We start from the raw sequence: 26214 nt of genomic DNA on the forward strand, positions 1-26214 counted from the left end.
CATGCGGATATCAAAAAGAAATGGTACGAAGCCAATATCAGTCTGGCGCGTACACAGCAGATAAAACGTGACTGGTTTGCCTACAATACTCACGTGGCCCGTGAAAATGCTAAATGGTATGAAGCCAATCAGCGTCCTGCACAAAAACGTGATACGCACTGGTATGAAGCCAATATGGTGGATCATCTTGATACCAAGAAAAAGTGGTATGAAGCCAATTTACGCAGTGCCGTTGAAACGGTTAGAGCGAACCGGCAGCACTGGTATGAAGCGAATCTGGATAATACGCCTACTGAAACACACTGGTATGAGTTCAAAGAGGCGGGTGATACCGACTGGAAAAAACGCTTTCAGCAGGCGCATCTTGATAAATTTCGTGAGCAGCACAGCAAATGGTATGAGGCGAATCTCGATCAAACACCAACCGACAAACACTGGTATGAGTTCAGTGATGAACAGACTGCGAGTGATAAAAAATGGTATGAAGCCAACCTGCAAGCGGCGCGTGAAAGCCATAAAAAATGGTATGAAGCGAACTTGCATCCCGACCCGCATGCAGATATCAAACAGAAATGGTATGAGGCCAATATCAATCTGGCGCGTACCCAGAAAATCAAACGTGATTGGTTTGAAAACAATATGCGTTTAGCGCGTGAAACGCAGAATAAAACAGACAAATAGTCATTAGCAAATAAGACTATCAAGGCAGCTGGTTTAGCGACCAGCTGCTTTTTTTTGGGAGTCATAACAGATGCACATTACATGCTTCACCGTTGGTGCATTTCAGGTCAATACTTATTTGATTCAGGATGAAGCAACTGGAATGAGTGCTATTGTTGACACTGGCGAAACGGATGAATTAGTCAGAAAGGTTCTGGCTATACATCCTCTGCCGGATATCCAGATGATATTATTAACTCATGGTCACCTCGACCATGCAGGCGGTTTAATTGCATTGCAAAAGCAGTTTGATGTGCCTACGTATTTACCGAGAAAAGAACTCCCACTGTTTGAAACACTACCTGTCCAGGGTGACTGGTTTGGTGAACCAGCATTTAATCGCCAATGCGGTCGCATTGATCATCTAGTGGATGATGGTGATGAAATTCAGTTAGGTGAGACCACACTGAGGTTTATTTCCACCCCGGGGCACACTCCAGGACAGGGTTGTTACTATGATGAGCAGGATATTTTCGTAGGAGACACGTTATTTTCCGGCAGCGTAGGGCGAACTGATCTGCCAATGGGAAATCCGGCTATAATGCAGCAGAGTCTGCAACGATTGATGCAATTACCAGGACATCTGCGAGTGCATAGCGGTCATGGGCCGGTTACTACCATTGCACATGAGAAACAACATAATCCTTTTTTAACGTTTTTGAGACACGTATAAATAATGGCTAATACAGATAGATTAATTGAAGGTTTTCAGCGATTTAAAAAACACTATTTTGGTCAGGACAGTCGTCTTTACGCCAGCATGAAAACCGGACAGCCAGCGAAAACCTTAATGGTCGGTTGTTGTGACTCTCGCGTCGATCCTGCAATTTTGACGGATTGTGATCCAGGGGATTTGTTTACCGTAAGAAATGTGGCCAATCTGATACCACCTTGTGAACTTGATGGCCTGCATCATGGTACCAGCTCCGCACTTGAGTTTGCGGTGAACAATTTGCAGGTCGAGAACATCATAGTCATGGGACATGCTAACTGCGGGGGTATAAGAGCGTTATGGGAAGATGATGGACAGCAAAACTCCAAGTTTATCCATCAATGGGTATCAATCGCGCAACCAGCAAAAGAGTGGGTCAAAAAGCATCATCATGGTGATGAATCTGCACAACTCAAAGCCTGTGAACAACGGGCCGTTTTAGTCTCATTGGATAATCTGATGAGTTTTGAATGTGTACAGGAACGTGTCGAAGATGGCCGGTTGACATTACACGGATGGTATTTTGATTTGGCCGCAGGTGAATTACTTTGTTTTAATTCCCAAACCGGTGAATTTGAACCGGTTCAGGAATCAACTGGTTAAGCGTTTACTGAATATCCGGAAGCTGACCTGCTGGTTGGTCTCCCATCCGGTCATTTGTATTTTCCGGTAGCGCTTCTTTCTGTTCTTTTTCAGCTGGATCAGTTTCGTTATCGTCATCAATGGTTTCGACGGTTTCTTCACCGAGGCCAATCAAGTTCAACATACTATTGAAAATGCCTGTTTTCTGTTCGGTGAGAGGCACCACAACATTGGTATCGGTGCGCTGATCTTCCGTTAATTGAATGTTTTCAACAATACGGGTGTTACCGTCAATATAATCAAGTGTTTCGGCTTCATCAAAATACAATGTAATCCGCCGTTGCTCACGAGAACCATTTCCCGGATGAAAACTGTAAATATAATCCCAACGGTTTGGATGGAATACATCAATTAACATCGGCGTTCCCATCACAAATGACACCTGGCTTTTGGTCATGCCGGGCTCTAGTTTGCTGAGCATTTCCTGGGTAACCTGATTACCTTGCTGAATATCAATTCGATAAACACCCGGGATTTTATCTTTGCTACAGGCGCTGAGAGTGAGAATAACCAAGGAAAGGCTATAAATAAGCAGGCTTTTCATTTAGTATTTGTTTCTGTGTTGATGACGAAAGTGCGATGATACGCTATTCGTAACTATTCTACGAGGCAACAATAATAATGGAAAGACAAGATTTAAGAAAAGCGGGATTGAAAATTACTCTGCCACGTTTGAAGGTGTTGGAGATACTGGAACACTCCAAACAGCGCCATTTAAGTGCTGAAGATGTTTACAAAGCCTTATTGGAAATGGGCGAAGAAATCGGCCTGGCAACTGTCTATCGTGTGCTTACCCAATTCGAAGGTGCGGGGCTGGTCTCCCGACTGAATATTGATGGTGGTCATGCGGTATTTGAATTGGAAGATGGCGCACATCATGACCATTTATTTTGCGTGAAATGTAACCGTATTATAGAGTTCTACGATGAGGTCATTGAAGAGCGGCAAAGAGCAATTGCTAAAGCAAATGGTTTTGAAATGACTGACCACAGCCTTTACATTTATGGCATTTGTAACCGCGAAGACTGCCAAAAAGAACGGTAATTAACGTTGTCCCTGATCCAGCATCTCTTCAGCATGTGAACGAGTTTTCTGGGTCAGGTTCATTCCACCCAGCATTCGGGCAATTTCTTCTATACGCTGCTCGCGATTAAGGTCGCTTATTTCAGTGTGGGTCTTGTCTTCACCCAGAATTTTCGTAACCTGTAATTGCTGATGGGCCTGCGCCGCCACCTGAGGCAAATGGGTAATGCAAATCACTTGCTGGGTAGATGCCAGTAATTTGAGATGCTGGCCAACAATTTCCGCTACGCCGCCACCAATTCCTACATCCACTTCATCAAATATCAAAGTCGGCACACTTCGCTTGCCAGCCGTGACGACCTGAATCGCCAGACTTATTCGTGCTAATTCTCCACCTGACGCAATTTTGGCTAATTCGCCTGCCGGTTGGCCGGGATTAGTACTGACTAACAGCTGAATATGATCTGCGCCATGCTCACTGAATTTGCCTTCCTCAAAAGGTCGAATAACAAATTCTATACGTCCAGCCGGGATAGCCAGTTGCTGAATAGATTCAGTAATGGTTTCTGCCAGCGGTTTTGCATGTTGCTTTCTGTTTGCACGGACTTGCGCGCACAACTCCAGGCATTGCTTTTCCAAAGAGTTCAGTTTCAGCGCCAGTTCAGTTTGGTTTTGTTGGGATTGGGAAAGGCTGTTTAACTCTTCACACAAAGCCTGATAGTGGGCTGGCAGACTTTCAATTTCGACATGGTGCTTACGCGCCAGATCATGCAAAACCGATAGCTGCGTCTCAACCGCTTCAAGCCGGGACGGATCCAGATCGGCACTGTCCAGGTAATGGCGAAGGGAAGTAGCCGTTTCATCCAGATTGATCGCCGCGCTGTTCAGAGTCTCAATAATCTCGGCAAAGCGAGGTTCATATTGCTGTAATTTTTCCAGCTCTGCCAGAGCAGAACCGATAAGGTCATACGCTGCGCCCTGATCCTGATCAAACAAGTGATGCAGAGTAGATTCACTAGTGTGAAGTAACTGGGCGGCATGAGCTAATTGCTGTTGTTCCTGCAACAACTGTTCAATGCTGCTATCTGTTAAATCTAATGGTTCCAGCTCACTGATCTGATAATTCAATAATTCCTGACGGGCCAGTTGCTGTTCAGATTGCTGACGTATTGCAGCCAGTTGTTGCTGGATTTGCAACCATTCAGCGTGAGCTTGCTTGAGGGCCTTAAGGGGGGCTTTATTATTCGCTACAATATCCAGTAACTCTCGCTGGGTTTCAGCACGTAATAAAGATTGATGTTCATGCTGGCCATGGATATCAATGCTTAATTCACTGATATTGCGAAGTTGGCTGAGCGGAACCTGGCGAGCGTTGATATAAGCTTTCGATCGCCCATCCCGGCTTATGGTCCGGCGAAGATGGCATTGATCTTCATCATCCAGTTCCTGATCTCTGAGCCAGTCTTGTAATGCCGGATTGCTGCTGATATCAAAGCTGGCTTCAATTTCAGCGCGTTCACTGCCATGACGAACCATATTTGAATCAGCACGATCACCCAGAACCAACCCCAGGGCATCAACCAGAATGGATTTACCGGCCCCGGTTTCACCTGTCAGTGATGTCATACCGGATTTGAAAGTTAAGGATAAATCTTCCACCACCGCCAGTTGGCGAACAGTTAACGCAGTCAGCATGTCAGTTTTCGGCCCCATTCCAGTTTGGCACGTAAAATTGAATAATGATCATGATCTTCGAGATGCAGTAAATCAATGCGGTTAGGATGTCTTTGAATCCGGATACTATCACCGGGTTCAAGTAAATGACCTGGACGTCCGTCACAGGTAACCATCGCAGTCGTAATGTTTTTTTCACTCAATGTGATATCGATGACACTGCTTGCTGCAATAACTAAGGGCCGGTTACTGAGGGTATGTGGACAGACGGAGGTTAGTACCATCGCATCCAGATCCACATCAAGAATAGGACCGCCAGCTGACATCGCATAAGCAGTTGAACCTGTCGGTGTGGCTATAACCAGTCCATCAGCGCGTTGGCTATTTAAAAACCGGCCGTTAATGTGGGTTTCAAACTCAATCATATGCAGGCTTTGGTGAGAATGCACTACCACATCATTCATGGCGATACAGATTGGCTGTTCCGCGTTATTCAGATGCGCTTGTAGTAAAAAACGACTGTCATGACGATAGTGGCCATCCAGAATCCGGGTTAACTGGGATTGCAGGTTGTTAAGCGTCACATCTGCTAAAAAACCCAGTCGCCCCACATTAATTCCGACGATGGGTAAATCAAAGCCAGCTAATGCTCTTGAGGCTGAGAGCATGGTGCCGTCACCACCAATGGCGATCGTCAGATCACATTTTGACGGGAAATCGGCAATTGAAATCACCTCAAGGCCAGGTAAAAAACTCATTGGCTCATTACTTAATACCTTTAAAGCCCGGGAGTGCAGGAATTCACTGACTTGAATTACGGCCGATTCCAACACAGGATCATCTTTGCGGATAAACAGACCGATACGTTTAAATGTATTATTCATCATCGAATTTGCATTTGAGTTTTATCAAAAATAGTCTGCTGATGGTAATGGTTTTGTCATCAAATCCAAAGCAAAATTGCCTGCTTGATAAAAACTCTTGGAACGCTTCTATCTCTGAGCCCTATAGATGCTAGAATATGTCGATTTAATCCAATCAATCAATGAGGATACACATGGCGACTGAACGTACATTGTCAATTATCAAACCGGACGCGGTAGCAAAAAATGTTATAGGCGAGATTTACTCACGCTTTGAGAAAGCCGGTCTTTCTGTTGTAGCTGCCCGCATGGTGCATCTTACACAACAGCAAGCGGAAGGTTTTTATGCAGAACATAAAGCACGTCCGTTTTTTGGTGATTTAGTGAGCTTTATGACTTCTGGTCCTGTGATGATCCAGGTTCTGGAAGGTGATAATGCTGTGATGACTCACCGCGATTTGATGGGTGCAACTAATCCTGCTGATGCAGCACCAGGCACTATTCGTGCAGATTTTGCGCAAAGCATCGATGAAAACGCAGTTCACGGTTCAGATTCAGCTGAAAGTGCCGCACGAGAAATTGCCTACTTCTTCACTGACGATCAATTGTGCGCTCGCACACGCTAGTCTTTAACTGATGGCAACCGCATTGACCAATCTGCTTGGTCTGGATCTGAAAGGTCTGGAAGGGTTTTTCGTCGAAATCGATGAGAAACCCTTTCGTGCGCGCCAGCTTTTACAATGGATTCATCAATATCGCGTTACTGATTTTGCTCAGATGAGCAATTTAAGTAAAACCCTGCGCGAAAAACTGAGTCAAATTGCCGAAATACGTGTACCGGAATTACTACACGAACATATATCCACTGATGGTACCCGCAAATGGATCATCAAAATGGATGGTGATAATTCGATTGAAACGGTGTTTATTCCTGAAAACGGACGAGGCACGTTATGTGTGTCTTCTCAAGTGGGATGTGCATTGACTTGTACCTTTTGTTCCACTGGGCAACAAGGTTTTAATCGTAATCTCAGTGCCGCTGAAATTATTGCTCAACTATGGATTGCCAATGAAGCCTTAGGCAAAGATCCGAAAGGCAATCGAATGGTGACCAATGTCGTGATGATGGGCATGGGTGAGCCGCTGACTAATTATACTAATGTCATTACCGCGATGAATCTGATGCGAGATGATCTGGCCTACGGTATTTCCTGGCGGCGACTTACATTGAGTACCTCTGGTGTGGTGCCGATGATTGATCGATTGAAAGAAGACTGTCATGTCAGTCTGGCCATTTCATTGCATGCTGCTAATGACAAGTTACGCAGCGAGATTATTCCGTTAAACGATAAATACCCGATTGCTGAATTATTGGCTGCTTGCAAACGTTATGTGACAGGTGAGCAATTGCGCCGGCATATCACTGTTGAATATGTCATGCTCGCTGGTATCAATGATTCAGAACAGGATGCACGGGATTTAATTCGAATTTTAAAAGGCATCCCCAATAAAATTAATCTTATACCGTTTAATCCATTTCCAGGTACCGATTATCAGTGTTCATCCCGAAATGTCATTAATCGTTTTAAAGAACAATTGATTGCTGCCGGTCTGGTCGCGACTGTACGAAAAACCCGTGGTGATGATATTGTGGCAGCCTGTGGTCAATTGGCTGGCGAAGTTCAGGATAAAACTCGTCGCACTCAGAAATTAGCTGAACGGGAGGTTGTGTTCGTCCGATGAAATCATATTTACAAATAGGTTTTTTGGCGACCTCAATCATGGTGCTCACTGCATGTGCTACAACAGGACCACGTGAACACATTGCGCCTGATCCTAAAGCTGCTGAATTGAATATGCAGTTGGGCTTAAGTTATCTGCAACGTGGTGATTACGAAATCGCCATGGAAAAACTGGATAAAGCACTTAAACAAAACCCGAATTTACCAAGTGCTCATAACACTATCGCTCTGCTTTATCAGCGCTTGGGTGAAAATGAAAAGGCCGAAAAACATTTTAAAGAAGCTGTCAGTAGGTCGCCACAGTATTCTGAAGCACAGAATAACTATGGCGTTTTTCTGTGCCAACAAGGTCAATATGAAGAAGCAGAGAAGCGTTTTTTAAAAGCTGTTGAAAACCCGCTTTATCAAAGTGCGGCAATGGCATTTGAAAATGCCGGTCTGTGTACCAGAGAAATTCCGGATTTGGTTAAGGCTGAATCCTATTTCAGACGAGCCTTACAGATTAACCCTAACCTGAGTAAATCATTAATGGGTATGGCAGATCTGAGCTATGAGCAAAAAAATTACATGCAAGCCCGGGCTTATGTTCAGCGTTTCAACAGTGTATCGCCCTGGACTCCCCAGTCGTTACTGACAGCGATTAAAACTGAGTCAAAACTGGGTAATGAGGATGCCGTATCCAGTTATAAATTAATTATGCGAGCCCGGTTCCCGGATTCCGATGAAATGCGTATGGTCAATGAAGGTATTTAACATTTATGACTGAGAGTCATACAGAAGAACCGAGTGTTGTTTCATCATCAGTTGATGTTGGCAAACGTTTACGTGATGCTCGGGAAGCAAAAAAAATCTCTGTTACAGATGCTGCAGCTCAACTGAGAGTAACTCGAGATGCCATTGTACATCTGGAAGAGCAAAACTGGGATAGATTGCATGGACGAACCTATGCCCGGGGGTATTTTTTGAGTTATGTAAAGTTCCTGGGGCTTCCGCAGGATGAAATGCTTGCAGGGTTCAATATAGAGTTTAGCGAGAATGAGAGCCGAAGCCCATCGGTCGCCCCCATTCAACAAATTAAACCAGCAAAATCAGCATTTCCATGGCTGCCATTAATTTTGTTGATCATTGTTGCTGTCGGAGCTTGGTTTGCCTATCAACAATGGCAAACCCATCAGGTTAACAGTCTGGCTGAGGAATTACCCAGTCAACCGTTTATCGAACCAGTAGAAGAACAACAAAGCGAGGAGAGCAGTGACGACTCCATACCAATAATTGAATCAAATGCTGAGCAGTTCACAAATGCTGATCAGCCGCCATTATTGAACGAAGTGGATGAGTCGCTGACAGCTTCTGAGCCTGCTTTAGCAGAACAATCATCTACGACAATTGAACTAATGGAAAACGAAGCGGCTGAGCCGTCAACTGTCGTCGATGCAAACCAAAAAGACCTCATCATTGGTATCAACTCAGACTGCTGGGTTGAAGTTCGTGATGCCAATCAGCAGGTATTGATTAGTCGGGTAGTCAGGGGCGGGAACACTGTTGAATTGACTGGGACCACGCCTTTTCAGGTCTCACTGGGACAGGCCAATGCCGCCTCAGTCAGATTTGATGGTGAGATTATTGATGTCTCTGAATATACACGCGGAAATGTAGCTCGCTTTACTTTGGGAGGAGACTCGTAATGCATACGCCTTCACCTATTAAGCGTCGAAAATCCAGGCAAATCATGGTGGGAAATGTTCCGGTTGGCGGTGACGCGCCGATTGCCGTGCAAAGTATGACCAATACCGAAACAACGGATGTTGCTGCGACGGTTGATCAAATCCAGCGTTTGCAAAAAGTAGGTGCTGATCTGGTTCGTGTTTCTGTACCGTCCATGGATGCTGCTGAAGCATTTGGCGCGATTCGTAAACAAGTGGATATTCCGTTAATCGCCGATATTCATTTTGATTACAGGATTGCCCTGCGTGTAGCGGAACTGGGCGTCGATTGTTTGCGTATCAATCCAGGCAACATCGGTCGCGAAGATCGGGTCCGTGCGGTTGTGGATAAAGCGCGTGATTTTGGTATTCCAATTCGTATTGGTGTAAACGCGGGGTCACTGGAAAAAGAATTACAAAAAAAATATGGTGAACCCACGCCAGAAGCATTGGTTGAATCAGCCTTAAGACATATCGATATTCTGGATCGGCTGAACTTTCCTGATTTTAAAGTCAGTTTGAAAGCATCAGATGTGTTTATGACAGTTCATGCCTATAGACAATTAGCAGATCAGATTGAACAACCTTTGCATTTGGGTATTACAGAAGCAGGCAGCCTGCGCAGTGGTGCCGTTAAATCCGCAATTGGTCTGGGAATGTTATTGGCTGAAGGTATTGGTGATACCATTCGCGTCTCTTTGGCAGCTGATCCGATCGAAGAAATTCGTGTTGGGTTTGATATTCTGAAAAGTCTGCGAATCCGCAGTAAAGGTATTAATCTGATTGCCTGCCCATCCTGCTCCAGACAGGAGTTTGATGTTATCTCGACCGTGAATGCACTTGAAGCTCGTTTGGAAGATATTATCGAGCCAATGGATGTTGCTGTCATTGGTTGTGTGGTGAATGGTCCGGGAGAAGCAAAAGAGGCTGCAATCGGTTTGACAGGTGGTTCACCAAATCTGCTGTACCGCGATGGAAAACCACACCATAAATTAGATAACGAATCATTGGTCGATCAGCTGGAAAAAGAAATTCGTCAGCGGATATCCATGCGCAGTGATCAACCCGAAAAAATAATTCCGATAAAGGACATAAGCTAAAGGTGGCAGAGATTATCCGTTCTGTCCGGGGAATGAACGACATTCTTCCGGAAATGACGCCGTATTGGCAATCAGTGGAAACCAGCCTTAAAAAGGTGCTTGATGGCTATGGCTATCAGGAAATCAGGTTACCCATTCTGGAAAAGACCGAATTGTTCAAACGCTCTATCGGAGAAGTTACTGACATCGTTGAGAAGGAAATGTATACCTTTGACGACCGCAATGGTGACAGCCTGACCTTGCGGCCTGAAGGCACGGCCGGATGCGTCAGGGCCGCTATGGAGCATGGTATGTTCCAGCAGCAGCAACGTCTCTGGTATATGGGACCAATGTTTCGTCATGAACGCCCACAGAAAGGCCGGTATCGTCAATTTCACCAATTAGGCGTTGAAGCTTATGGTTTCAGCGGTCCTGATATTGATGCGGAAATGATTCTGTTAACAGCACGTTTATGGAAAACTCTGGGGTTGAAAGATATTTCTTTGCAGATCAATTCGCTTGGAAGTACTGACGCTCGACTCAATTATCGTGAAAAACTGGTTGAGTATTATCAGGATAATTATTCACAACTTGATGAAGACAGTCAGCGACGATTAGTCAGTAATCCGTTACGTATTCTGGATAGTAAAAATCCCGCGATGCAGGCGCTTAATGACGCGGCACCCAAACTGATAGATTATCTGGATGCGGAATCTGCCGGGCATTTTGAGCAATTGTGTACTACCTTACGAGCAGCAGGCATTGCGTTTGAGATAAATCCGCGACTGGTTCGAGGGTTGGACTATTATGGCAAAACCGTTTTTGAATGGGTGACCAATCAGCTGGGAGCGCAAGGCACAGTCTGCGCCGGAGGACGTTATGATGGTCTGATCGAACAGCTGGGTGGTAAAGAGTCCACTGCTATCGGTTTTGCCATTGGTCTAGAACGTCTTATTGCATTGCTGGAAGCAGGAGGGGCTTTACCTGAAACGGTATCTCCTGATGTATATCTTGTTGCCGTTGGTGAAGCCGCAGCAGCGCAATCCTTGCTGCTGGCAGAAAGCCTTAGGGACCAGCTTCCCCAACTTCGCTTGATTAGCCACTGTGGTGGTGGTAGTTTTAAAAGCCAATTCAAGCGGGCTGATCGCAGTGGAGCGCGCTGGACCTTGATTTTGGGGGAGGAGGAAATGGCGCAGCAAATCATTGGCGTGAAAACCATGGCAACAGGTGAGCAACAAACCTTGCCCTGGTCTGAACTCGCGACTTTTCTTTCTGAATCAAAGCTCAATAACCGTTAACAAAAATAAGTAGAAATATGACGCCACTAAATATCGCCGAATGGCAATCATTGGATAGACATTATTCTGATATCAAGTATCTGTCGATGCGTGAGCAATTCGTACTTGATTCGGGACGTTTTGAGCGGTTTTCAATTCGCTCAGGTGATTTGTTATTGGATTATTCCAAAAATCGTATTACTCAGGAAACCATTGAGAAGCTGATCGCCCTGGCAGAAGCAGTAAAAGTAGAGTCCTGGATTGAACGCATGTTTTCTGGTGAGCAGATAAATCACACAGAAGGGCGTGCCGTATTGCACACGGCATTACGCAATCGAGCCAATACGCCTGTTTTGGTGGATGGTGAAGATGTGATGCCACAGGTAAATGCCGTTCTCGATAAGATGGCTGCCTTTTGTGAGCAGGTTCATAGTGGTAAGTGGGTGGGTTTCAGTGGCAAAAAAATTACCGATATTGTAAATATTGGTATTGGCGGTTCGGATCTTGGCCCAGCTATGATCTGTGATGCGCTGGAGCCTTATGGTATTGATGGTCTTGAGGCGCATTTTGTTTCTAATGTTGATGGTACTGATCTCAGTACTACGCTGGAAAAACTGAATCCTGAAACGACCCTGTTTATTGTTGCTTCAAAAACCTTTACGACTCAGGAAACCATAACCAACGCTCAGTCTGCGCGGAATTGGTTTCTCAAAGTTGCCACACAGGCAGATGTCGCTAAACATTTTGTTGCTGTCTCTACCAATGCCAAAGAAGTTGCCAGATTTGGCATTGATACGGCCAATATGTTTGAGATCTGGGACTGGGTTGGCGGCCGATATTCATTGTGGAGTGCCATTGGCTTACCGATTGCACTGTATGTCGGTATGGATAATTTTATTCGTCTGCTGGAAGGTGGACATGAAATGGATAACCATTTCCGCAGTAAACCATTAGCCGAAAATATCCCGGTTATCATGGGCATGCTGGGAATCTGGTATATCAATTTCTTTAATGCCCAAACGCATGCCATTGTACCGTATGACCATTCATTAGCCCGTTTCCCGAATCATATGCAGCAATTGGATATGGAAAGCAACGGCAAGTTTATTAACCGGCAGGGTGCCCGCATCAGTTATAAAACCGGACCGGTTATCTGGGGGACGCCCGGAACTAATGGTCAGCATGCCTATTTTCAGTTGATTCATCAGGGAACACAGTTAATACCGGTGGATTTTGTATTGCCGGTTAATAGTCATTACCCCGAATGTGATCATCAGTCTATTCTGCTGGCCAATGGCCTGGCGCAAGCTGAAGCCCTAATGAAGGGGAAAAGTGCCGAAGAAGTCAGGGAAGAGCTGATTAAAGAAGGTTATGAAGGCAAAACGCTGGATGCATTATTACCCCATAAAGTCTTTCCGGGAAATCGTCCAAGTAATGTGTTGTTATTTCCTAAATTGACACCGGAAATGCTTGGACAGCTGGTTGCACTCTATGAACATAAAGTGTTTGTACAAGGGGTAATCTGGAATATCAATTCGTTTGATCAGTGGGGCGTTGAACTTGGCAAGCAACTCGCAAAAGCCATTCTGCCCGACTTACAGGGCAATGCCGATATTTCCGTACATGATAGTTCCACAACTGAACTTATCAAAATGATCCGTACTTTACGTCAGTAATAGTATTCAGCGGCTCGTGTCATACGAGCCGCATGCTGCTTCAATGTTTCTTGCGAATAATGAGTCCTGCTAACGGCGGCAAATTTACGACAATTGAATAAGGTCTTTCCGACCATTCAGTTGGTTCACTATTAACTAGCGGACTGACGGGATAATTGCTGCCAGAGTAATATTCCGAATCTGAGTTGATGACCACTTCGTATTCACCTGCTTCCGGTACGCCAATGCGATAATTGTCGCGCACGACAGGGGTAAAATTAAACACCGCTACCACAATAGCGTCCTGTCCACGCCGCAGAAAACTAAGCACCGAATGCTCACGATCATTACAATCAATCCACTCAAAACCATGGGCATCAAAGTCATGATAGTGAAGTGCCGGACTTTCGCAATACACTTTATTCAAATCGGTAACAATCTGTAATAAACCTTGATGCTGCGGATAGTCGAGTAAATACCATTCAAGCGATTGTTCACTATTCCATTCGCTACCCTGCCCAAATTCCGACCCCATAAATAATAACTTCTTGCCGGGATAACTGAACATAAAGGTGTAAAGCAATCGCAGATTAGCAAATTGCTGCCATTCATCCCCAGGCATTTTATAACGCATCGACTTTTTGCCATGCACAACCTCATCGTGTGAGAAGGGCAGAACAAAATTCTCTGTAAATGCATAGAGCAAACCAAAGGTCAGTTGATCATGATGGTAACGTCGATGGATGGGATCTTGTTTCATATATTCGAGAATGTCATGCATCCAGCCCATATTCCATTTCATCGAAAATCCTAGTCCGCCCATATCGGCAGGCCTTGAAACCATTGGATAAGAGGTCGATTCTTCGGCGGCGATAATACAGCCAGGATGAGACTGATGCAGAATCGTGTTCACTTCCTGGAGAAAACTAATGACTTCAAGATTTTCACGTCCGCCATGAATATTGGGTAACCATTGACCTTCTTCACGCGAATAATCCAGATACAACATTGAGGCTACGGCATCAACCCGCAGACCATCTATATGAAACTCCTCCAGCCAGAAAAAAGCACTGGATAACAAAAAGTTGCGAACTTCATTGCGTCCATAGTTGAAAATCAATGTACCCCAGTCCTGATGTTCACCACGCCGTGGATCTTCATGTTCATAGAGTGCTGTGCCATCAAAACGGGCTAAGCCGAAACTGTCTTTTGGAAAATGTCCCGGGACCCAGTCGAGTAATACGCCGATATTATTTTGATGGCATTTATCAACTAAATATCGAAAATCATCCGGTGATCCGAAACGACTGGTTGCTGCATAATACCCGGTAGTCTGGTAGCCCCATGAAATATCCAGTGGATGCTCAGTAACCGGCAACAATTCAATATGGGTAAATCCCAGTTTATTGACATATGGCACCAGTTTGTCAGCCAGTTCACGATAGCTGCAGAAACTTCCGTCACTGTGTTTTTGCCAGGAGCCAAGGTGGACTTCATACACGCTATGCGGTGTATTCAGCCACTTGGCATGTTCTCGCCCAGACATCCAGTCTTTATCCTGCCATTGATAATTGCTGTTAAACACCACTGAAGCGGTGCTGGGACGCAGTTCGGCCTGTTGACAGTATGGGTCCATTTTCAGGTGCAGACTGCCATCATGATGATTACGTATTTCAAACTTATACAGCTCACCGATATCCAGGCCAGGAATAAATAATTCCCATACGCCGGTACTGCCCCTGGAGCGCATCGGATGACATCGACCATCCCAGCGGTTAAATGTACCTACGACACTTACACGCTGAGCATTGGGTGCCCAAGTGGCAAATATGACCCCTTCGACACCATTGACTGTACGTTTGTGTGAACCCAGTATTCGATAGGCGTGCCAATGTTTACCTTCAGCAAACAGGTACAGATCATAATCTGAAATCTGTGGTGGAAAGCTGTATGGATCATAATGGCTCTGAATTTGATTTTCCGAAGTGGTACGATGAATCTGATAGGGAGATGTTAAATCATCGGAAGCACCTGTCCATTCGAAAAGATCTGTACCTTGAACTCGCTGCATAGGTAAATTGTCACCTACTGTAGCTGCCTCGGTATGAGGTAAAAAAGCCCTTACATATATCCCATTTTTTGTTGGATGACGTCCCAATACTGCAAAGGGATCATGATGTCTGGCTTCTATGATTTTAAGTTGGTCGTCTGTCAAATTTTGTTCAAAAACCATAGATATACTGTCCTATAAATATTTCTATTGCTGACCACCTTAACGATGTGGCACGCTTAAAGCCATTACAACATATTTCACTGCATAGCTGGCTGGAGAATTCAATATGCCCAAAAATAATAGTACGCGTTTTGTCAGTCGACTGACCAGGGATACTCTGGCATTGATCCTTGCAGGAGGGCGTGGCTCTCGCCTGAAGCAACTGACAGGATGGCGTGCAAAACCTGCAGTGCCGTTTGGCGGAAAATTCAGGATTATTGATTTTCCATTATCCAATTGTGTTAATTCCGGTATTCGCAGGGTGGGTGTATTAACACAATATAAAGCGCATTCACTGATTCGGCATATTCAACAGGGTTGGGGCTTTATGCGCGGTGCTCTGGGCGAGTTTGTGGAGTTACTCCCAGCCTCTCAACGTACCGAACAGGGGTGGTACACCGGTACAGCAGATGCCGTTTATCAAAACATTGATATTTTGCGAAATCATGGTCCCGAATATGTATTGATACTGGCAGGTGATCACATTTATAAAATGGATTATGGTGATATGCTGGCGGAACATGTTGCGCAAAATGCCGATATGACGATTGGCTGTATTGAGGTACCACTGGATCAGGCTAAAGCCTTTGGCGTAATGTCTGTTGATACCAATCATCGCATTGTTGCATTTAATGAAAAACCGGAAGATCCTGCTCCTATTCCAGGGCAGGATGATGTGGCATTGGCTTCGATGGGGATATACATTTTTAATGCGGGCTTTCTTTATGAACAGTTGATTAAAGATGCTGATGACCCAAGGTCCAGTCATGATTTTGGTCATGACATCATTCCGTCGTTAATAAAAAAATATAAAGTTGTCGCGTTTCCGTACAAAGATGTTCAGGGTAATGACCCAGGTTATTGGCGCGATGTAGGAACTATTGATGCTTTCTGGTCTGCGAATCTGGAGTTGATAGGCGTGACACCCGAATTAAATCTTTATGATGAAGATTGGCCGATCTGGACTCATCAGGCGCAACTGCCGCCAGCCAAATTTGTTTTCGATGATGATGACCGCCGCGGCATGGCTGTAGACTCCATGGTTTCAGGTGGCTGCATCATTTCTGGTTCCACCGTCAGACACTCTGTATTGTTTTCAAATGTCGAAGTTCACAGCTTTAGTCTAATCGAAGATAGCGTGGTACTACCGGATGTTACTGTTGGCAGGCACTGTCGCCTGAAGAAAGTTGTGCTGGATAAAGGCTGTATCGTGCCTGAAGGTACCATTATCGGGGAAGACCCCATACTGGATGCGCAACGTTATGAAGTTTCACCCAATGGTGTTGTATTAGTGACACCGGAAATGCTGGGGCAAAATTACCGTTATGTCAGATAAATTAAAAGTTGTGCTGTGCTGGCATATGCACCAGCCACAATATAGTGAACCTATGGGCGGAAGTTATCAGCTTCCATGGACCTATTTGCATGCGATAAAAGATTATGTCGATATGGCATGGCATCTGGAGCAGGTACCTGATGCCAGAGCAGTAGTAAACTTTGCTCCTACCCTGCTTGAGCAGATTGATGATTATGATCAGCAGTTGAAAGGTCGTTTCAAAGGCACGGGTTGTCTTAAAGATCCTTTGTTAATTGCCTTGGATTCACCAGTACAGCCGGCGCATATTGAAGAGCGTCAAACGATTTTAAATGCCTGCCTGCGTGCCAATGATGAAAAACTTATAGCGCCGTTTCCAGTTTTTGCAAAACTGGCAGAAATGGCTAGATGGGTATTGGAAGATAAACAACGTCTGGCTTACCTGAATGATCAGTTCCTGGTCGATATGCTGGTCTGGTATCACTTGGTGTGGATGGGTGAGTCTGTTCGACGAAATGATGTTCGCATCCAGACATTAATGAAAAAAGGGCAGCAGTTTAATTTTCATGATCGCCGACAATTGATGATTGTTATCGGTGAACTTCTGAGTGACTTGATTCCACGTTACAGACGGCTTGCAGAAGCGAAAAAAGTAGAACTATCAGTCACGCCTTATGCACATCCAATTGTACCGTTATTGCTGGATATAAATAGTACTCTTGAAGCAATGCCGGATGCCCTGCTACCACAAATCCGTCATTACCCCGGAGGTGAATCACGTACTGACTGGCACATGGAAAAAGGTTTAGCGGTATTTGAATCCTTTTTTGGGTTTCGCCCCCAAGGCTGTTGGCCATCAGAAGGTGCAGTATCAAAGCCGACAATAGAATCGATTGCCAAACATGGATTTCAGTGGACTGCCAGTGGTGAAAATGTATTAAGAAATAGTCTGAATAAAAGTGATTTGTCTGACAGTAATATTCATAAACCCTATCAGCTTGAGGGTAAAGGGCCGGCATGTTTTTTCCGGGATGATGGATTATCGGATTTAATTGGATTTACTTATACCAAATGGAGTGCTGAAGACGCCGTTAACGATTTTATTCACCATCTGACAAATATTAAAGCAACAACTGAAGGCGATCCAGATAGAGTGGTTTCTGTCATTCTGGATGGTGAAAATGCCTGGGAACACTATTCCTATAACGGTTTTTACTTTCTGCAAAGTCTGTATAAACAGCTTTCTCGGCACCCTGAGTTTGAGTTAACCACCTTTGCTGAGTGTCTGGAAAAAGGGTGTAAATCGGCCTTATTACCAGAAATGGTGGCAGGGAGTTGGGTCTATGGTACGTTTTCAACCTGGATTGGGGATGTTGATAAAAACCGTGCTTGGGATTTACTTAGCCAGGCCAAGCAGGTTTATGACACAAAAATTGCAGAAGTAGCAATTGATGATGACATGCAACAAGCTATCGACAAACAACTCGCCATTTGTGAAGGATCTGACTGGTTCTGGTGGTTTGGGGATTACAACGCTGCTGACAGTGTCAGTGATTTTGAGCGTCTGTTCAGGTTGCATTTATCGAACCTTTATCAAATGCTGGGAGTTGAAGTACCACAAATCTTGTCAGAAGTTGTATCTTCGGGAGGAGGGGAAGCCGAGCAGGGTGGCACAATGCGCCGTGGTGGTTAATTAATGAAACAGGCACATATTTTTGATCAGCGCAGGGCAGGTGTCTTAATGCATATTACCAGTTTACCGACGGGTAATTTAGGTGCAGATGCTTATCGCTTTGTAGACTTCCTGCAGCAAGCCGGGGTAACTATCTGGCAGATGCTGCCGCTAGGGCCGACTCATGAAGATGGATCGCCTTATCAATGTTTATCGGCACATGCCGGCAATAACAAGTTGTTGTGTGTTGACTATATTCAAGCTCAAGCCTGGATTAAGACAGAAGAACTAGCAGGTAAAAAAATCTTCACTATTGTTGCGAATGCTTATAAGCAATTTGTTGAGAATAGTACTGAAACCGATAAACTGGCGTTTAATAATTTTTGTCAGCAACAGGCCTTTTGGCTGGAAGACTATATTTTATATCGGGAGCTTCGCAATCTGAATCATGCATTGCCTTGGTATGACTGGCCACCCGAGTTTCGGGATCGTGAACCAGCTACGCTAAAATCGCTTAGTGAACAACGTTCAGAATCATTGAACATACGTCGTTTCGAACAATTTCTCTTTTTCCAGCAATGGCATAATTTAAAAAACTATGCGAATCAACACCACGTTAAATTGTTTGGTGATATGCCCATTTTTGTTGCTCATGACAGTGCTGATGTATGGGCTGCGCCGGAATTATTTACTTTAGATGAAAATGGACAGGCTACAAAGGTAACCGGTGTTCCCCCAGATTATTTTTCCGCGACAGGGCAACGTTGGGGTAATCCGCTTTATGACTGGCAGGCACATCTTGATGAAAATTTCGACTGGTGGGTAAAACGTTTATCCACTCAACTGGAATTATTTGATTTAATTCGAATTGATCATTTCAGAGGCTTTGAAGCATGTTGGGAGATTCCAGCCAGTTGTGAAACTGCAATAGAGGGAGATTGGGGTAAAGCACCCGGTGAGGCATTATTCAAAAAGCTGCTATCGGTTTTTGACGAACTTCCTTTAGTTGCCGAGGACTTAGGTATCATAACTGAAGAAGTAACGGCTTTACGTGAACAGTTTGCGATGCCGGGTATGAAAATTCTGCAATTTGCCTTTGGCGGAGACGCTGATAATCCCTATCTTCCTCATCAACATTGTAAGGATAGTATTACTTATACAGGTACACACGATAATAACACCAGCTTGGGATGGTACCGGGAGATTGAAGAAAGTACCCGACAACACTTGCATGAATATATCGGGCCGAGTGATGAAGCAATGCCATGGTTGTTGATTCGAGTTGCTTTGAAATCCGTTTCTCAGCTTGCTGTTATTCCTTTGCAGGATTTATTCGAGCTTGAAGGTGAGCATCGTATGAATGTTCCCGGAACTCTGGATGGCAACTGGAAATGGCAGTTTGAATGGAGTATGGTTCCAAAAGATTGTACTGATCGATTAAGACACCTGAATCAAACTTATGGACGCATCATTCATGAATAATTCAGATGATTATTATTACAGTGAGTCCCATGTTTGGCTTGAAGAGCAGAGTACAGGCCTTTATACACTTGGTATCACAGAGCATGCCCAAAACAGTCTGGGAGATATTGTTTTTGTTGAATTGCCTTCCGAAGGCCAGCAATTTGCTGCTGGCGAAGGATGTGCCGTGATTGAGTCAGTAAAGTCAGCCTCAGACGTGATTATGCCTATTTCAGGTGAAATTATTGCTATTAATCAGCAGTTAGTGGATATGCCTGAACTAATTAATCAAGAACCTTTTAATAATGGTTGGATTGTGCGTTTTCGTTCCGAGGTTCCAATTGATGAAATTGCAGCAGAGTTAATGTCTGCTATTGATTATGAAGCCTTCTTAGACCAGTAAACTGCACCTAATATGCTTGGGCTCTGTGCGCCTGTAACATAACGTAAATCAAGCGCGTTTTGATGTATGGTTTGTTCGGCAAGCCATGCAAATGCAACGGCTTCAACCCATTGAGGATCCAAACCGATTGCTGCTGTAGTCGTTACCTCGATGTTATCCAGAGCGATTTGTAATTGTTGCATTAAAGCTGTATTTCTCGCTCCTCCCCCACAGACATAGACTTTATCCGTTTGTCTGGCGTATTGATGAATCGCATCAGTAATGGTTGATACAGTAAATGCCAGTAAAGTTGCCTGTATATCCTGAGCATTTACATCTTCACATTTTGCCATGATCAATTGCTGCTTTAACCAGTTTTGATTAAATAATTCACAACCCGTACTTTTGGGAATTTGTCTGTCAAAATAAGGATCAGACTTTAATTGCATCAGTAACGTTTGGTTAATTTCACCACCCTCAGCCCACTTTCCCTCATTATCAAATAGAAGGCCTTGATGTTTTTGAATCCAGGAATCCATAAGCGTATTTCCTGGTCCGGTATCAAATCCTTGGAGAGGGCTACCGCTATCCGCTGGCAATATACTGATGTTGCTTATACCACCAATATTCACAATAACGCGATTTTCGTTATCTGAACGAAACATAGCTGCATGAAAGGCAGGAGCTAACGGGGCCCCTTGACCGCCATTGACAATATCTTTTTGGCGGAAATCACAAATCGTTGTAATCCCCGTTTTTTCAGCAATAACATTGCCATTGCCAATTTGCATGCTAAACGGATAATTTGAATCAGGTGAGTGTAATACTGTTTGACCATGACAGCCGATGGCATCAATTTGATGTATCGTAGTGGTCGCTGAGGAAGTTAGCAGGCTCAGAATAGCATCAGCATATGCATGGCCAAGTTCAATATCTAATGCACCCAGTTGGGAGAGCTGACAGCGTTGAGAGTTAATCAAATCTTTCAATGCTTTTTGCAGTTCAACAGAAAAAGCTGTCGAGTGATGAGCGATTAATTTCGACGGCTCTGTTGGCGATGTTTCGATTAATGCAACATCAATTGCATCAAGACTAGTGCCTGACATCACACCGATGTAAAAGCCCATTTCTGTATTAATTAATCTTGGCGTAATGCCAGGGTTGGGACTTGTAAGTTGTCTAAACTGGCAAGTAGTGGTTGGGCAAGCGTCTTGAATTGCGCCAAATATTGACTTGGAATAGGTTCTGCTTTGGGCAAAGCGACGGTTAATGGATTTTTATGAACCCCATCTACCCGAAATTCATAGTGCAAATGTGGCCCGGTAGCCAGGCCACTGCTACCAATATAGCCAATAATTTCACCTTGTCTCACACGTTGACCGACACGAATGCCTTTTTTGTACTTTGACATATGAGCAAAAAGTGTTGTGTAACGTCCACCATGTGACAGGATAACAGTACGGCCATAACCACCTTTAGTACCAACAAAGTCGACTTTACCATCACCGGTTGCCAGGATTGGTGTTCCGGTTGCGGCGGCGTAGTCAACACCGCGATGAGGACGGTTGGTTTGTAATACGGGATGTTTACGATTAGGGTTAAAGCCTGAACTTATACGTGAAATTGGCACTGGAGTTCGCGTAAAGGCCTTACGCATACTGTCGCCATTTGGTGTGTAGAAACGACTTTCACCGTTATTATCAGTGAAACGGATAGCACGGAAGGTTTTACCCCGATTGGTGAATTCTGCTGCCAGAATGTCACCATCAGCAATTTTTTCACCGTCTAGGAAGTTTTCATTATAAATGACTTTGAAGCTGTCACCCTGACGTAAATCCAGTGCAAAATCGACATCCCAGCCAAAAATATGGGCCATTTCCATAATTAATCTGTCTGACATGCCCGCTTTTTGTCCATCGACGAATAATGAACTTTGAATTTCGCCTGCAACCAGTTGACGTTGCTTATCGAGTTCACGTTCAACGACAGCTGTTTCAAAACCATTTCCAGTAGACGTTAAGGTTAACGTTTTCATCGGATTTAACTGTAATTGAAGCTGCTTAAGCACTAAGTTTTGATCAGTGTCGGTTATTGTTCCAAATCGAAATATTTGACCCGGCCGGAGGTTGAGAAGCGCTTTGGCATCGTCACCAGCCGTCTGAGCAACGTTATAAACATCACGGGCACTTAAGCCAGCTTTTGGAAAGATTAAAGAAAGGTTATCGCCAGATTTTACTTCGATTTCTTGCCAGCTAAGCTCGTCAGATGTGGATATTGCAGTGTTTTCTTCATTTGGGGTGAGAGCATCGTTAATGATAGAAATTTCTGTTTCTAGGGCAGGGGGGCTTTGTTGGTTAAGATGCAGGCGCTCGATTTCAGCAGATTCATCCGAAGAGATATCAGATTGAACTGGTTGAACGGTCTCGTTAATGTTGGAATCAATAGGATCAGGTTGTACTGCAACGGACTTTGAGGGTAGAGAAATGATTGATTGATCTGACGCTGTTGTACTTTCGCTGCCTGCAGGCATATTTGGTAAGGCGACGGATTGGGTTTGATTGGTTGTTGCACTGGGTTCGCTTGTTGCAAGCACAATGCCCGTTATAAAAATACCGGTTAAAGCCATTAAGGATAGGATTGCAATATGTCTATTTTTGTGGGGAGACAGCGATTCAGATTTGAATAACTTTGATTGCTGTGATGAGCTCAGAAGTCTGTTACGTTTCTTCATGGGCATTCCCCGTTTATAGTAAATTCGTGCAATTCTCTCAGCATTTGCCCAGAATTGAAACCCCTCGGAGGCAAGATCTTGTGTTATATTGCCCGCCAATTTTTATAGTGCGGAGAACGATGATGAGAACTGTGCAAGAAACCTTGGCAGAAATCCGTCGTGGAGCAGAAGAAATTCTGGTCGAAAAAGAGTTAATCGAAAAGCTGGAAAGTGGTAAAACACTTCGTATTAAAGCTGGTTTTGACCCTACAGCTCCAGACTTGCATCTTGGTCATACGGTGTTACTCAATAAGTTACGCCTTTTTCAGGATTTAGGGCATGAAATCCTATTTTTGATCGGCGATTTTACCGGAATGATTGGTGATCCAACCGGCAAAAATGTGACGCGTCAGCCATTAACGCCAGAACAAGTGCAGCTGAATGCGGAAACATACCAACAGCAGGTATTCAAAATTCTGGATCCTGAACGGACTCAAGTAGTTTTCAATTCGCATTGGATGAACGAGTTGTCTTCTGCCGATATGATTCGACTGGCTTCTCACCATACTGTTGCACGCATGTTAGAGCGTGATGATTTTCATAAGCGGTATACAACTGGCCAATCCATTGCCATTCATGAGTTTTTGTATCCTTTAATTCAAGGATATGACTCAGTTGTGCTAGATGCTGATGTGGAATTGGGTGGAACGGACCAGAAATTTAACCTGCTTATGGGGCGCGAGTTACAAAAAGCTTACGGGAAATCACCACAATGCGTTCTGACGATGCCACTTCTCGTTGGGTTGGATGGTGTGCAGAAAATGTCCAAATCTTTGGGTAACTATATTGGTATAGATGAAAGTCCTAAAGATATCTTTGGCAAACTCATGTCAATTTCGGATGAACTGATGTGGCGTTACATTGAATTGCTCAGTTTTAAATCGTTAGAAGAAGTCGCTGATTGGAAACAATCAGTAGCAGAGGGACGTAATCCCATTGAAATTAAAAAGTTATTTGCTGAGGAAATTGTTGCACGTTTTCATGGCGAAGCTGCTGGACCACAAGCTCGTCAGGACTTTGAAAATCAATTCAAAAAAGGTGAAGTCCCTGATGATATTGCGGAAGTTACCCTTACCGTTGGTTCTGAAGGTATGCCGATAGCCAATGTCCTTAAAGAAGCCGGGCTGACAAGCAGTACCTCAGATGCGATGCGTATGATCCAGCAGGGGGCTGTAAAAATTGACGGCGAAAAAGTAGATGATAAATCTTTGTTGATTAAAGCCGGTATCTTAGGCGTGTTTCAGGTAGGTAAACGTAAGTTCGCTCGTATTATTACCAACTGATCCTGTTTAGCGGGAGCATTTATCAGCTTACGTAATTCAGACAACTTGCCGACCGCAGCGCTTACAATTTTTTGTGTTTGAATCGTCATCAAAAGTAGTGCGAAATATAATGACAGCAGCTTTGCCAAAGCCATAACTGGTCACTAAAAGACTCAAATATAAATAGACATTAAAAGTAGTAAACCAGATCCCCGTAGGTATATAGGTTTCTGATAGCGGATCCAATACAGGAAACATTGCATACAATAAAAAAAGACTGGAATTGGTAAATGCTCCTGTTACCATCGCCCAGCGAACATGCCATGGCAATCCAATCCTTGCAGCATAAAACCCCAGAATCAAAGCACTCATTAATAAAAAGTCTATGTGAGCCTGCAACACTCGCATAGGTTTACCAGGAAATAAAGTCTCCAGAAAGCCAATCTGGTTATAGATACCCACGAGTGACCAGGCCAGTAATAAAGCCATCAATATCCACAAGCAGGCCCCTCTTATCAGCAGCACATTACCGGCGTGGTTATCATTCTGTTTCATACTCTCTCCTGTTATTATTCTGAAATACAACAACAGTATGCCGAGCTTAAAATGAGTATTCTTTACTCTAACGGCAGAGATCCTTGTACATTTGGGTGATGAGTTATGACAAACGCACTGATTACTCCCGCTGGCCAGAGAGCTGATGGTCGTGATTCGCTTGTTCGTCTCGGGGGGCAGCGTTTTTGCACGGAGCAACAACCCAGCGCTCAGCGGGTAGAGTGGCTGAAAGAAGTCATTGGCCGGGAATATGCTAACGTCGATATTAAGCCGCCCAAGGATATGGTGTTATTCAATGATATGTTGATTTATCCCTGGCAAGAAGGTGTGCGGTTGTCACCTATCCAATCTAACGCAATTACACTGGAACGATTACCTCAAGAACCTTCTCAGGCCAGTCAAGACTGCTATTTCATGGTCGTGCTTACTTCCGGAAAATACAAGTTGGAACAGGGCGGGAGAGAAGTTTTTCTTAAACCAGGTGAAATGACGATTTATGACGCGACAGAGCCGCACAGAATTACCATTCCAGAAGCTTTTTCCAAGATATTGATTTCTATCCCCCGCAAGATTCTGGATCCACGGCTAAATAATATTGGAAGAATTACGGCTACCCGGATTCCTTCGGCTGAAGGTATTGGAGCACTCACCAGCAGTCTTATTCAATCTACAGTTAAACAACTGGAACAATTTTCCAAACCTACGTTTCAGTCATTATCGCAGCCAGTGGTTGATATGTTGACCTTGTCACTAGGGCAGGTTGTTGAGAATAAACTGACAACAACCAGCCACCGTCAGATTATGTTGATACGTATCAAACAATATATAAAGAGTGCTATGAGCGACCCAGAACTCACGGCAACAAAAATTGCCGATGCAACAGGCTTATCGAAACGTTATCTCAACAACTTATTCAACGAAGAAAATACCTCGCTGATGCACTTTCTGACAGAACAGAGATTAGAGTCGTGCCGACACTGTCTGGCAAGCGCCTTTTATGCTCACCTGTCTGTCACCCAGATTGCTATGCAATATGGTTTTAACAATATGTCCCATTTCAGCCGGATTTTTAAAAAATATTACGGGTATGCACCTAGGGCATATCGTCAACTATTTACCAATTTCTAGACTTGGCAGCACCAAAGTAAGTAAAAATTTACCTCTCGCCTATCGCACGTATTGTCATAATGACCAAAAAAACGACTGAATGGGGAGTGGCTAATGAGTAAGTTTTAATTATTTAATCAGTATTTTTCTTATTAATTCATAAGACTAGCGTCACCTAAAAACAATCAAGAAAAACTTCCTGTTGACGTATTCAGTTCAATCTGTAGAATGCGCCGTTCTGTTTCGACAGGCGGCTCTCAACGCTGATAAATAAACGATTTGAGGGTTGACAGATTGAGCGGTTTCTGTATAATTCTCGCTTCTTTGC

The 26214-nt window shown here is 44.2% G+C and carries 23 protein-coding genes and 1 pseudogene; 17 read left to right on the plus strand and 7 right to left on the minus strand.

Going from position 1 to position 26214, the window contains the following annotated elements:
* The 3 genes and pseudogenes from B2337_RS05630 to B2337_RS05640 form a co-directional block, all read left to right on the plus strand.
* A pseudogene (locus B2337_RS05630) lies at positions 1-681 on the plus strand (hypothetical protein); the annotation flags it as partial.
* 70 nt (positions 682-751) lie between these two features.
* On the plus strand, positions 752-1393 hold the full coding sequence (locus B2337_RS05635; RefSeq protein WP_292362629.1) for an MBL fold metallo-hydrolase: 642 nt from the start codon (positions 752-754) through the stop codon (positions 1391-1393).
* Positions 1394-1396: 3 nt separating this feature from the next.
* Entirely contained in the window at positions 1397-2035 is a 639-nt protein-coding gene (locus B2337_RS05640) for a carbonic anhydrase (protein WP_292362630.1), read from the plus strand.
* Positions 2036-2039: 4 nt separating this feature from the next.
* Here the strand turns inward: B2337_RS05640 and B2337_RS05645 are convergent, their stop codons facing one another.
* Positions 2040-2618, minus strand: coding sequence for an outer membrane protein assembly factor BamE (locus B2337_RS05645; RefSeq protein WP_292362631.1), 579 nt, complete (start codon positions 2616-2618; stop codon positions 2040-2042).
* A 71-nt stretch (positions 2619-2689) separates the two neighbouring features.
* On the opposite strand from B2337_RS05645, the gene fur reads away from it, so the two are divergent.
* The gene (gene fur, locus B2337_RS05650) at positions 2690-3118 is read left to right on the plus strand and encodes a ferric iron uptake transcriptional regulator (RefSeq protein WP_414673298.1); all 429 of its coding nucleotides are present in this window, start codon (positions 2690-2692) and stop codon (positions 3116-3118) included.
* Here fur and recN read toward each other — a convergent pair whose 3' ends face one another.
* Complete coding sequence (recN, locus tag B2337_RS05655) at positions 3119-4792, minus strand: DNA repair protein RecN (RefSeq protein ID WP_292414184.1); 1674 nt, start codon at positions 4790-4792, stop codon at positions 3119-3121. It abuts the gene before it with no gap.
* Complete coding sequence (locus B2337_RS05660; protein WP_292414183.1) at positions 4786-5658, minus strand: NAD(+) kinase; 873 nt, start codon at positions 5656-5658, stop codon at positions 4786-4788. Before B2337_RS05660 ends, recN begins: the two co-directional genes overlap by 7 nt.
* Positions 5659-5828: 170 nt before the next feature.
* Here B2337_RS05660 and ndk point away from each other — a divergent pair, with 170 nt between their 5' ends.
* The 7 genes from ndk to pgi are packed head-to-tail and all read left to right on the plus strand — an operon-like array spanning position 5829 to position 13111.
* A complete protein-coding gene (gene ndk / locus B2337_RS05665; RefSeq protein WP_292362635.1) occupies positions 5829-6260 on the plus strand; it encodes a nucleoside-diphosphate kinase in 432 nt (143 codons plus the stop codon).
* Positions 6261-6270: 10 nt separating this feature from the next.
* Complete coding sequence (rlmN, locus tag B2337_RS05670) at positions 6271-7377, plus strand: 23S rRNA (adenine(2503)-C(2))-methyltransferase RlmN (RefSeq protein WP_292414182.1); 1107 nt, start codon at positions 6271-6273, stop codon at positions 7375-7377.
* A complete protein-coding gene (gene pilW / locus B2337_RS05675; protein WP_292362637.1) occupies positions 7374-8129 on the plus strand; it encodes a type IV pilus biogenesis/stability protein PilW in 756 nt (251 codons plus the stop codon). Before rlmN ends, pilW begins: the two co-directional genes overlap by 4 nt.
* Positions 8130-8134: 5 nt before the next feature.
* A complete protein-coding gene (locus B2337_RS05680; RefSeq protein ID WP_292362638.1) occupies positions 8135-9061 on the plus strand; it encodes a RodZ domain-containing protein in 927 nt (308 codons plus the stop codon).
* Entirely contained in the window at positions 9061-10179 is a 1119-nt protein-coding gene (gene ispG, locus B2337_RS05685; protein ID WP_292414181.1) for a flavodoxin-dependent (E)-4-hydroxy-3-methylbut-2-enyl-diphosphate synthase, read from the plus strand. The genes B2337_RS05680 and ispG overlap by 1 nt, the downstream gene beginning before the upstream one ends.
* 2 nt (positions 10180-10181) lie before the next feature.
* Entirely contained in the window at positions 10182-11456 is a 1275-nt protein-coding gene (hisS, locus tag B2337_RS05690; RefSeq protein ID WP_292414180.1) for a histidine--tRNA ligase, read from the plus strand.
* A gap of 17 nt (positions 11457-11473) precedes the next feature.
* On the plus strand, positions 11474-13111 hold the full coding sequence (gene pgi / locus B2337_RS05695; protein WP_292362641.1) for a glucose-6-phosphate isomerase: 1638 nt from the start codon (positions 11474-11476) through the stop codon (positions 13109-13111).
* 40 nt (positions 13112-13151) lie between these two features.
* On the opposite strand, the gene glgB is transcribed toward pgi, so the two are convergent.
* On the minus strand, positions 13152-15323 hold the full coding sequence (gene glgB, locus B2337_RS05700) for a 1,4-alpha-glucan branching protein GlgB (RefSeq protein WP_292414178.1): 2172 nt from the start codon (positions 15321-15323) through the stop codon (positions 13152-13154).
* A gap of 106 nt (positions 15324-15429) precedes the next feature.
* Here glgB and glgC point away from each other — a divergent pair, with 106 nt between their 5' ends.
* From glgC to gcvH, 4 genes are read left to right on the plus strand one after another with little or no spacing between them, the layout of a single operon-like run.
* Positions 15430-16698 carry a glucose-1-phosphate adenylyltransferase gene (gene glgC, locus B2337_RS05705; RefSeq protein ID WP_292362643.1) on the plus strand — a complete coding sequence of 423 codons (1269 nt, stop codon included), beginning with the start codon at positions 15430-15432 and terminating at the stop codon, positions 16696-16698.
* The gene (locus tag B2337_RS05710) at positions 16688-18370 is read left to right on the plus strand and encodes a glycoside hydrolase family 57 protein (RefSeq protein WP_292362644.1); all 1683 of its coding nucleotides are present in this window, start codon (positions 16688-16690) and stop codon (positions 18368-18370) included. Before glgC ends, B2337_RS05710 begins: the two co-directional genes overlap by 11 nt.
* Positions 18371-18373: 3 nt before the next feature.
* Positions 18374-19831 carry a 4-alpha-glucanotransferase gene (gene malQ / locus B2337_RS05715; RefSeq protein WP_292414177.1) on the plus strand — a complete coding sequence of 486 codons (1458 nt, stop codon included), beginning with the start codon at positions 18374-18376 and terminating at the stop codon, positions 19829-19831.
* Positions 19824-20213 (plus strand): glycine cleavage system protein GcvH, encoded by a 390-nt coding sequence (gene gcvH, locus B2337_RS05720; protein ID WP_292362646.1) that lies wholly within the window; start codon positions 19824-19826, stop codon positions 20211-20213. The genes malQ and gcvH overlap by 8 nt, the downstream gene beginning before the upstream one ends.
* Here the strand turns inward: gcvH and B2337_RS05725 are convergent.
* Together B2337_RS05725 and B2337_RS05730 are read right to left on the minus strand one after the other, a co-directional pair.
* A complete protein-coding gene (locus B2337_RS05725) occupies positions 20189-21319 on the minus strand; it encodes an anhydro-N-acetylmuramic acid kinase (protein WP_292362647.1) in 1131 nt (376 codons plus the stop codon). The genes gcvH and B2337_RS05725 overlap by 25 nt on opposite strands.
* A gap of 11 nt (positions 21320-21330) precedes the next feature.
* The gene (locus B2337_RS05730; protein WP_292414176.1) at positions 21331-22923 is read right to left on the minus strand and encodes a peptidoglycan DD-metalloendopeptidase family protein; all 1593 of its coding nucleotides are present in this window, start codon (positions 22921-22923) and stop codon (positions 21331-21333) included.
* Between the two features lie 122 nt (positions 22924-23045).
* Between B2337_RS05730 and tyrS the strand changes: the two genes are divergently transcribed.
* Positions 23046-24245 (plus strand): tyrosine--tRNA ligase, encoded by a 1200-nt coding sequence (gene tyrS, locus B2337_RS05735; protein WP_292414337.1) that lies wholly within the window; start codon positions 23046-23048, stop codon positions 24243-24245.
* A 36-nt stretch (positions 24246-24281) separates the two neighbouring features.
* Here tyrS and B2337_RS05740 read toward each other — a convergent pair whose 3' ends face one another.
* The gene (locus tag B2337_RS05740) at positions 24282-24779 is read right to left on the minus strand and encodes a hypothetical protein (RefSeq protein ID WP_292414175.1); all 498 of its coding nucleotides are present in this window, start codon (positions 24777-24779) and stop codon (positions 24282-24284) included.
* 105 nt (positions 24780-24884) lie between these two features.
* Here B2337_RS05740 and B2337_RS05745 point away from each other — a divergent pair, with 105 nt between their 5' ends.
* On the plus strand, positions 24885-25907 hold the full coding sequence (locus tag B2337_RS05745; protein WP_292362651.1) for a helix-turn-helix domain-containing protein: 1023 nt from the start codon (positions 24885-24887) through the stop codon (positions 25905-25907).
* Positions 25908-26214 lie beyond the last annotated feature (307 nt).

The sequence above is a fragment of the Methylophaga sp. UBA3192 genome (assembly GCA_002363955.1).
GTDB lineage: Bacteria > Pseudomonadota > Gammaproteobacteria > Nitrosococcales > Methylophagaceae > Methylophaga.

Excerpts from the sequence above, each read along its gene's own strand:
- B2337_RS05745 (WP_292362651.1), top strand. The coding sequence starts at position 24,885 with ATGACAAACGCACTGATTACTCCCGCTGGCCAGAGAGCTGATGGTCGT.
- glgC (WP_292362643.1), top strand. The coding sequence starts at position 15,430 with ATGCCCAAAAATAATAGTACGCGTTTTGTCAGTCGACTGACCAGGGAT.
- tyrS (WP_292414337.1), top strand. The coding sequence starts at position 23,046 with ATGAGAACTGTGCAAGAAACCTTGGCAGAAATCCGTCGTGGAGCAGAA.
- recN (WP_292414184.1), bottom strand. The coding sequence starts at position 4,792 with ATGCTGACTGCGTTAACTGTTCGCCAACTGGCGGTGGTGGAAGATTTA.
- B2337_RS05645 (WP_292362631.1), bottom strand. The coding sequence starts at position 2,618 with ATGAAAAGCCTGCTTATTTATAGCCTTTCCTTGGTTATTCTCACTCTC.
- B2337_RS05725 (WP_292362647.1), bottom strand. The coding sequence starts at position 21,319 with ATGGGCTTTTACATCGGTGTGATGTCAGGCACTAGTCTTGATGCAATT.
- pilW (WP_292362637.1), top strand. The coding sequence starts at position 7,374 with ATGAAATCATATTTACAAATAGGTTTTTTGGCGACCTCAATCATGGTG.
- B2337_RS05740 (WP_292414175.1), bottom strand. The coding sequence starts at position 24,779 with ATGAAACAGAATGATAACCACGCCGGTAATGTGCTGCTGATAAGAGGG.
- B2337_RS05635 (WP_292362629.1), top strand. The coding sequence starts at position 752 with ATGCACATTACATGCTTCACCGTTGGTGCATTTCAGGTCAATACTTAT.
- ispG (WP_292414181.1), top strand. The coding sequence starts at position 9,061 with ATGCATACGCCTTCACCTATTAAGCGTCGAAAATCCAGGCAAATCATG.
- pgi (WP_292362641.1), top strand. The coding sequence starts at position 11,474 with ATGACGCCACTAAATATCGCCGAATGGCAATCATTGGATAGACATTAT.
- B2337_RS05680 (WP_292362638.1), top strand. The coding sequence starts at position 8,135 with ATGACTGAGAGTCATACAGAAGAACCGAGTGTTGTTTCATCATCAGTT.
- B2337_RS05640 (WP_292362630.1), top strand. The coding sequence starts at position 1,397 with ATGGCTAATACAGATAGATTAATTGAAGGTTTTCAGCGATTTAAAAAA.
- malQ (WP_292414177.1), top strand. The coding sequence starts at position 18,374 with ATGAAACAGGCACATATTTTTGATCAGCGCAGGGCAGGTGTCTTAATG.
- gcvH (WP_292362646.1), top strand. The coding sequence starts at position 19,824 with ATGAATAATTCAGATGATTATTATTACAGTGAGTCCCATGTTTGGCTT.
- B2337_RS05710 (WP_292362644.1), top strand. The coding sequence starts at position 16,688 with ATGTCAGATAAATTAAAAGTTGTGCTGTGCTGGCATATGCACCAGCCA.
- ndk (WP_292362635.1), top strand. The coding sequence starts at position 5,829 with ATGGCGACTGAACGTACATTGTCAATTATCAAACCGGACGCGGTAGCA.
- rlmN (WP_292414182.1), top strand. The coding sequence starts at position 6,271 with ATGGCAACCGCATTGACCAATCTGCTTGGTCTGGATCTGAAAGGTCTG.
- B2337_RS05660 (WP_292414183.1), bottom strand. The coding sequence starts at position 5,658 with ATGATGAATAATACATTTAAACGTATCGGTCTGTTTATCCGCAAAGAT.
- B2337_RS05730 (WP_292414176.1), bottom strand. The coding sequence starts at position 22,923 with ATGAAGAAACGTAACAGACTTCTGAGCTCATCACAGCAATCAAAGTTA.
- glgB (WP_292414178.1), bottom strand. The coding sequence starts at position 15,323 with ATGGTTTTTGAACAAAATTTGACAGACGACCAACTTAAAATCATAGAA.